Below are 7178 nucleotides of genomic sequence, written 5' to 3' on the forward strand. Positions count from 1 at the left end.
CCCCCCCCCCCCCCCCCCCCCCCCCCCCCCCCCCCCCCCCCCCCCCCCTTAACCACCCCCCCCCCCCCGAGATCTACACTCTCTCCGGCACAATGGTAGTGCAGCAGCCTTCCAAGCTGAATACACGGGTTCGATTCCCGTTACCCGCTCCACCTTCTTTCCGCCTCCGCCCGCCACGGTGTCCTCGCCGCGCGATTGCCGGAGCTGCGGACCAGCCCTAGAGAGCGCCGCCATGGCCCGCATCGAAACGCCCCGCCCCATTCGCGGCACCCAGGACATCTTCGGCGAAGACCAGCGCCGCTTCGGCCGCGTGGTCGATGCCTTCGAGCGCGTCCGCCGGCTCTATTGCTTCAGTCGCGTCGAGCTGCCGGTGTTCGAATCGACCGCCGTCTTCGCGCGCTCGCTGGGCGAGACCACCGATGTCGTCTCCAAGGAAATGTACAGCTTCGAGGACCGCGGCGGCGATTCGCTGACCCTCCGCCCGGAGTTCACCGCCGGCATTGCTCGCGCGTACCTGACCGACGGCTGGCAGCAGTACGCCCCGCTCAAGATCGCGACCCATGGCCCCGTGTTCCGCTACGAGCGGCCGCAGAAGGGGCGTTATCGCCAGTTCCACCAGATTGACGCCGAGGTGATCGGCGCCGCCGAGCCCGGCGCCGACGTCGAGCTGCTCGCCTTCGCCGACCAGCTGCTCCACGAACTCGGCATCGTCGAGGGCGTGACGCTGCAGCTCAACACGCTGGGCGATGCGGAAACCCGCGACGCGTGGCGCGCCGCGCTGGTCGCGCACTTCGAGGCGCATCGCGACGTGCTGAGCGAGGACAGCCTCGCCCGCCTCGACAAGAACCCGCTGCGCATCCTGGACTCCAAGGACCCGCGCGATCGCCCGGTTGCGGACGCCGCGCCGGGGATCGACGACTATCTGACACCGCAAGCGCGCGACTTCTTTGCTGCCGTCACCGCCGGCCTCGATGCCGCCGGCGTGGCGTGGACGCGCAACGACCGGCTGGTGCGCGGGCTCGACTATTACCGCCACACCGCATTCGAGTTCGTGACCGATCGGCTCGGCGCCCAGGGCACTGTCCTCGCGGGCGGCCGCTACGACGGGCTGATCGGTTCGCTCGGTGGCCCCGAGACGCCGGGCGTGGGCTGGGCGGCCGGGATCGAGCGGCTGGCGATGCTGCTTGACGGTGCTCCGGCGCCCCAGCTGGACGTGGCGGTGGTGGTCGAGGACGAGCGCGCGTTTGGCGAGGGCGTCGCCACGGTCGCACGGCTGCGCAAGGCGGGGCTGGTCGCCGACCTCGTCGCGACCGGATCGCCGCGCAAGCGCTATGACAAGGCGCTCAAGCTGGAGCCGGCCGAGACGGTATCGCTGCGCTTCGAGGGCGACGCGTCCGCGACCGCCTTCCGCACGTTGCGCGGAGAGCCGCGTGCCGAGCAGGTGCTGCGCCAGGCATGACCGCCATCTCTCCCGATCGCATCGCCCAGATCGAGGCGCGGCGCGACGAACTCCAGGCGTTGATGGCGACCGGCGAGCTGCCGGGCGACCGCTTCGTGGCGGTGTCCAAGGAATATGCCGAGCTGGAGCCGGTGGCCGAGGCCGCGGGCGCGGTGCGGCGGCTGCGGGCCGAAGCCGAATCGCTGGAGGACATGAGCCAGGACGGCGACGAGGAACTGCGTCGCATGGCCGCCGAGGAACTCCACGAGAACCGGGAGCGGCTGGCGGCGGCCGAGCACGCGCTGGCGCTGGCGCTGCTGCCGCGCGACGCGGCCGACGAGCGGCCGGCGATGCTCGAAATCCGCGCCGGTACCGGCGGGGACGAGGCGGCGCTGTTCGCGGGCGACCTGTTCCGCATGTACCAGCGCTATGCCGACAGCCGCGGCTGGCGCGTCGAGATGATCTCGGCCAGCGCCTCCGACGCGGGCGGGTTCAAGGAAGTCGTCGCCTCGGTGACCGGGCAGGGCGTGTTCGCGCGCCTGAAGTTCGAAAGCGGCGTCCACCGCGTCCAGCGCGTGCCCGTGACCGAGAGCGGCGGGCGCATCCACACCTCCGCCGCGACGGTCGCGGTGCTGCCCGAGGCCGAGGAAGTCGACGTTCAGATCGACGACAAGGACCTGCGCATCGACGTCTATCGCTCGTCGGGGCCGGGCGGCCAGTCGGTCAACACCACCGACTCTGCCGTCCGCATCACGCACTTGCCGACTGGGCTGGTCGTGATCCAGCAGGACGAAAAGTCGCAGCACAAGAACAAGGCCAAGGCGCTCAAGGTCCTGCGCACCCGGCTCTACGAGGCCGAGCGCGAGCGGCTGGCCTCGGAACGCTCCGGCACGCGCAAGGCGATGGTCGGATCGGGCGATCGCTCCGAGCGGATCCGCACCTACAACTTCCCGCAGGGGCGGGTGACCGACCACCGCATCAACCTGACGCTCCACCGCCTGCCCGAAATCCTGGAGGGCGAGATGGACGAGCTGATCGGCGCGCTGATCGCCGAGGACGAGGCGGAGCGGCTGGCGACGCTCGACGCCGCGTGACGCCCACCGCCGCCGAGGCGGTCCGGGAGGCGGCACAGCGGATCTCCGCCGTCTCGGACACGCCGCGGCTCGATGCCGAACTGCTGATGGCCCATGCGATGGGCGTCGAGCGCAACGCGCTGCTGCTCGGGCGCCTGGCCGATCCGGTGCCGGCTGACTTTTCCGCGCTGGTCGAGGCGCGGTTGGCGCATACCCCGGTCGCCTATCTGACCGGCAGCCGCGCCTTCTGGACGATCGATCTGGAGGTGGGGCCGGGCGCTTTGGTCCCGCGCGCCGACAGCGAGACGCTGATCGAGGCGGCGGTGGCGCACTTCGCCGATCGCGCCCCGGCGACCGTGCTCGACCTGGGCACCGGACCCGGCACGCTGCTGCTCGCTGCGCTCGACCAATGGCCGGACGCGCAGGGGCTCGGGGTCGACCGGTCGGCCGACGCCCTGGGCTATGCCCGCCGCAATGCCGAGCGGCTCGGCATGGGCGGGCGGGCGCGCTTCATGCTGGGCGACTGGGCGGCTGCGTTGGACGCGCGCTTCGACCTGGTGCTCACCAACCCGCCCTATATCGGCACGGAGGAGCGCCTGCCGCAGGAGGTGGTGGGGCATGAGCCGGCTGGAGCCTTGTTCGCCGGCGCGGACGGATTGGACGCTTACCGCCTGCTTGCACCCCAGCTCGCGCGGTTGCTCGCGCCCGGTGGCGTGGCGGTGGTGGAGATCGGCTTCACCCAGGCCGAACCCGTGTCGGCGCTGCTCCGCGCCCAGGGGCTCTCAACCCGCGTCGCACAGGATCTGGGCGGGCGTCCTCGCGCGATCATCGCCCGTTGAATCCGGTGGCCGCGCCCCCATATTTCCCCTTGGAGATCGCCCGTGCAGCCGCTAAGACCGGGGCGGGGCAAGCCACCTTCGACCAGTCACAGGTGAGTTCGGGGCACTGCCCCCTCCAGCGTCATGCGCGCCACTGCGGTCCGGTGGCCATGGCAGACGGGGTCGCGCAAGAGCGCGCCTCCGCGACAGGCAGCATCCGGGATCGACAGGATCGACGGACAGTTTTGAACGGGACACACACACGTTGATAAACAACCGGCAAGCCGGCCGCCGTCGCGGCCGTGGTGGGCAGCGTCCTCAAGGCGGGGGCGGCAGCCCCGGCCGTTCCGATAACGGCAATCGTATCGACAGTCGTGCACGCGGCAATGCCGCGCAGCTGCTGGAAAAGTACAAGAACCTGGCGCGCGACGCGCAGATGCAGGGCGATCGGGTGAACTCGGAATATTATTTCCAGTTCGCCGATCACTATTTTCGCGTGCTCAACGACAATCGCGCGCGCGTTGAAGAGAACCAGCGCCAGCGCGGCGACTTCGCCTCCGATGACGAGGGCGAGGAGTTCGAGTTCGAGGGCGAGAACGGCGGCAACGACCGCCCGCAGCGCGAGGAGCGGGGCCAGCGCGAGGAACGTCCCCGCCGCGAAGACCGAGCCCAGCGCGAGGATCGTCCGCAGCGGGACGCACGTCCGCGGCCCGAGCGTGGTCCGCGCGGCGAGCGTCCGTCGGTAACGCAGACCGAGGTGGATGGCGCTCCGGTGGAGCAGCTGCAGCTGGTTCCCGCCGAAGCCGCCAACGACGTCGACGTGCAGCCGGTGGAAGCGGAGGCGCGCGCGCCCCGCGCTCGCCCGCGCGCCCGTCGCCGGGACGCTGAGCAGCCGGCAGAGGCCGCGACCGAGGCGCATGGGATCGATGCGGATCGGCTGCCGCCGGCGCTCGGTGCTGTGGAAGGCGAGGGCGAGGAGCGTCCGCGCCGCCGCCGCCGTGTCCGCGCTGACGACGAGGTGATGCCGCCGGCCGCCTGAGGTCGAGCGCGCGCCTGAAAACAAGGGGCCGGTACCGCACCAGCGGTGCCGGCCCTTTTGCTATTCCGTGTCGCGAGCGTCGGACTCGGGGCGGTCCTTGCGTGCGAACCGGTCGACTGCAGCATCGTGGCCCGTGCCCGAGCTCAGGAAGATCAGCCCCATCAGCAGCGCCGCCATCAACACCGACAAGCCGACGCCGAGCGCGGTCGCGATCGCCATGTGGATCGGCAGCGGACCGACCAGGTGCCACAGCAACGCCACGGCAACGCCCGCGGCGAGCGCCGCGACGGCGGCCATCCACTTCAGCAGCCGCCGAAACCTGCCCCAGGCGAAGCGCGCATAGGTCGGATCGTCCAGCGGATCAGGCTCATCGTGCAGCATCGTCTTGCAATCCCATCCAAACATGGGATGCTCAACCCCCGTCGATGCATGCGGCGGCAGAGGAGGGTGCGATGACCATCGCGGTGATCCTGAGCGGCAAGGGCCATGACGTGGTCTCGATCGACGCCGGGAGGACGGTGGGCGACGCCGTCCACCTCCTCGCCGAGCGACGGATCGGCGCGGTGCCGGTGGTCGAGGGAGACTCGATCCTGGGCGTCTTTTCGGAACGCGACGTGATCGGCTGCCTTCATCACGGCGGCGCGGCCACGCTCGATCGTCCGGTGACCGCGGCCATGACGGCGCCCGCCGTCACCGTCCCCCCGCAGGAGCCCGTGCTCGCGGCCCTGTCCTTGATGACGCACCGGCGCATCCGCCATCTTCCCGTGGTCGAATCGGGGCGTCTCGTCGGCATCGTCTCGATTGGCGACCTGGTGAAGCACCGGATCGAGCGCATCGAGGCCGAGGCGCAGGCGATGCGCGCCTATATCGGCGGCTGACCGACCCCCTCAGGCGCGCCGCGACCGAACCAGGGCCAGCGCCTCGGCCAGCAACCCGCGTCCGAAGGTCAGCATCCAGCCCGCGTAGACCAGCGCACCGGCCGGAACCAGGATGGCCACCCGCGGCAAGGGCGCGAGCGGCGGCAGCAGCTGGTCGACCAGCAGCACGGCGAGCGCCATGCCGACGCTCCCCAGCAAGGGCTGGCAGACGGCCGCGGCGAGCGCCCCTGCGCGCACCCCGATCACCGGCAGCGTCCGCCACGCACAAAGCGCGAGGTACAGGGGCGCGGTAACGAGCCATGCGGTGGCGAGACCCAGGACGCCATGGCGCACGCCGACAAGGAAGGCGATCGGCAGCAGGATCGCCCCGATCGCACCATTGCCCGCGCTGATCCCGGGCCGCCCGCAAGCGTCGCATGCCGGGGCGAACAGGATCTGCAGGGTCAGGAACGGCATGGCGAGCGCGAGCAGCCCCACGACCGGGCCGGTCTCCAGCCACTTCTCCCCCAGCACCACCGACACCAGCGGCTCGGCCACCACCGCGAGGCCGAGATAGAAGGGCATCGCCAGCAGCAGCACCATGCGCACGCCCATCAGGAATGCTGCGGCGACCGAGCTGCGATCGTGCTGGATCCGGGCATAGGCGGAAAAGGCGACGTCGTTGATCGGCGGCACGAACTTCGCGACCAGGATCTGCGCCAGGAACAGGCTCGTCGTGTAGATGCCGAGCGCATGGGCATCCAGGTGCCGCCCGGCAACGAAGACGTCGGCCTGGCTCTGGATGACCCAGAACAGCTGGCTCGTCGCCATCAGGACGCCATAGCGGGCGATCCCCCCGGCGCCTCGAAAGTCGAAGCTCGGGCGTACCCATGCACGCGCCGCCACCATCATGCCGATGGCGCGCGTCCCGAACAGCACCATCGGCGCCAGCACCAGGGTCCAGACACCCAGCCCCCCGAGTGCGCCGCCAAGAGCCGCGAGGGCTCCCAGCACGGCCGAGAGCAGGTTCACCGCCGCCTGGCGTCGGAAATCCATCGCGCGGCTCAGCAGCGCATAGGGAAAGGCGATGAAGGGGGTGGCGAGATACAGCAGCGCCTGCACGCGCAGCAGCTCGGCGACCTGCGGGTGCCGGAAATACGCGGCCGCCAGCGGTGCCGCCGCGATCTGGAGGATCGCGAGTGCCCCGTTCAGCACCAGCAGCATCCCGAACAGCTGCCGGATCGCGCGATCGTCGACCTCCGGCTTCTGGATCAGTGCGCTCGCAAGGCCGTAGCCGTTCAGCATGTTGAGCACGACCAGCACGACCTGGGTCATGGCAAACAGGCCGTAATCCTGCGGGCTCAGGATCCGGATCACCAGGAAGGTCGAGGCCCACGCGATCAGCTGGCCGACGATCTGCGTGCCGGAGCGCCACAGAATCGCAGAGCGGACCTGTTGCCGCAGCGATTCGGCGGGGCGATTCGTCTCCTGAAGGGGCGCATCCATGGTTCTGGCCTATGCCGAGCCGGCGTCGTGCGCCACAAGAACCGCAGAAATCCGCGGATTTTCACCCTCTCCGTCACATTTTTGAAAAATGGGTTTGACGGGTTTGGGTGATGCCTCTAGAGACCCGTTCACCGCAGCGGCGCACCGAACGGAGCGTTTGCTGGGGTCGCAAAAAACCTGGTGCTGAGCGCCTCTTGAAAGAGGGGTTTGCTGGAGCGCCGGCGTTTTGTTCTTTGACATTGTTGGTTAAGATGAAGGGACATGTGGGCGGCGGCTCCGGTCTGCCACGTTTTCAAGGCGTGGTGTGGTCGGTTAAAGCTTAAGCCAGTTCATATGTCCTATTACATATCCACAGTATATGTGATGTGCAGGAATTGGCTCCTTGAAGTGAGCTGCTTGATCCTCGTTATTCCGCGGGGATTGGGTGGAACATCAAACTTGAGAGTT

The 7178-nt window shown here is 69.5% G+C and carries 7 protein-coding genes; 5 read left to right on the plus strand and 2 right to left on the minus strand.

The window, feature by feature from the left end; translation table 11 throughout:
* Nucleotides 1-232: 232 nt before the first annotated feature.
* The 4 genes from hisS to VPH46_RS15980 all read left to right on the plus strand — a co-directional run bounded on the left by hisS (nt 233) and on the right by VPH46_RS15980 (nt 4368).
* The gene (gene hisS / locus VPH46_RS15965) at nt 233-1459 is read left to right on the plus strand and encodes a histidine--tRNA ligase (RefSeq protein WP_416612799.1); all 1227 of its coding nucleotides are present in this window, start codon (nt 233-235) and stop codon (nt 1457-1459) included.
* On the plus strand, nt 1456-2532 hold the full coding sequence (gene prfA, locus VPH46_RS15970; RefSeq protein ID WP_132883295.1) for a peptide chain release factor 1: 1077 nt from the start codon (nt 1456-1458) through the stop codon (nt 2530-2532). The genes hisS and prfA overlap by 4 nt, the downstream gene beginning before the upstream one ends.
* Entirely contained in the window at nt 2529-3350 is an 822-nt protein-coding gene (gene prmC / locus VPH46_RS15975; RefSeq protein WP_416612801.1) for a peptide chain release factor N(5)-glutamine methyltransferase, read from the plus strand. The genes prfA and prmC overlap by 4 nt, the downstream gene beginning before the upstream one ends.
* A gap of 244 nt (nt 3351-3594) precedes the next feature.
* On the plus strand, nt 3595-4368 hold the full coding sequence (locus tag VPH46_RS15980) for a DUF4167 domain-containing protein (protein ID WP_416612803.1): 774 nt from the start codon (nt 3595-3597) through the stop codon (nt 4366-4368).
* Between the two features lie 60 nt (nt 4369-4428).
* Here the strand turns inward: VPH46_RS15980 and VPH46_RS15985 are convergent, their stop codons facing one another.
* Nucleotides 4429-4749, minus strand: a complete 321-nt coding sequence (locus VPH46_RS15985; protein ID WP_416612805.1) for a hypothetical protein — start codon at nt 4747-4749, stop codon at nt 4429-4431.
* 71 nt (nt 4750-4820) lie between these two features.
* Between VPH46_RS15985 and VPH46_RS15990 the strand changes: the two genes are divergently transcribed.
* The gene (locus VPH46_RS15990; RefSeq protein WP_416612807.1) at nt 4821-5246 is read left to right on the plus strand and encodes a CBS domain-containing protein; all 426 of its coding nucleotides are present in this window, start codon (nt 4821-4823) and stop codon (nt 5244-5246) included.
* A 9-nt stretch (nt 5247-5255) separates the two neighbouring features.
* On the opposite strand, the gene VPH46_RS15995 is transcribed toward VPH46_RS15990, so the two are convergent.
* Nucleotides 5256-6731, minus strand: coding sequence for a lipopolysaccharide biosynthesis protein (locus VPH46_RS15995; protein WP_416612809.1), 1476 nt, complete (start codon nt 6729-6731; stop codon nt 5256-5258).
* Between the last annotated feature and the right edge of the window lie 447 nt (nt 6732-7178).

This window comes from Sphingomonas sp. MJ1 (PH-R8), assembly GCF_048058635.1.
In the GTDB taxonomy this organism is placed as follows: Bacteria; Pseudomonadota; Alphaproteobacteria; order Sphingomonadales; family Sphingomonadaceae; genus Sphingomonas.

Bases quoted from the DNA above. Each gene is read 5' to 3' on its own strand.
- hisS (WP_416612799.1), top strand. From the start codon at position 233: ATGGCCCGCATCGAAACGCCCCGCCCCATTCGCGGCACCCAGGACATC.
- prfA (WP_132883295.1), top strand. From the start codon at position 1,456: ATGACCGCCATCTCTCCCGATCGCATCGCCCAGATCGAGGCGCGGCGC.
- VPH46_RS15985 (WP_416612805.1), bottom strand. From the start codon at position 4,749: ATGCTGCACGATGAGCCTGATCCGCTGGACGATCCGACCTATGCGCGC.
- VPH46_RS15990 (WP_416612807.1), top strand. From the start codon at position 4,821: ATGACCATCGCGGTGATCCTGAGCGGCAAGGGCCATGACGTGGTCTCG.
- VPH46_RS15995 (WP_416612809.1), bottom strand. From the start codon at position 6,731: ATGGATGCGCCCCTTCAGGAGACGAATCGCCCCGCCGAATCGCTGCGG.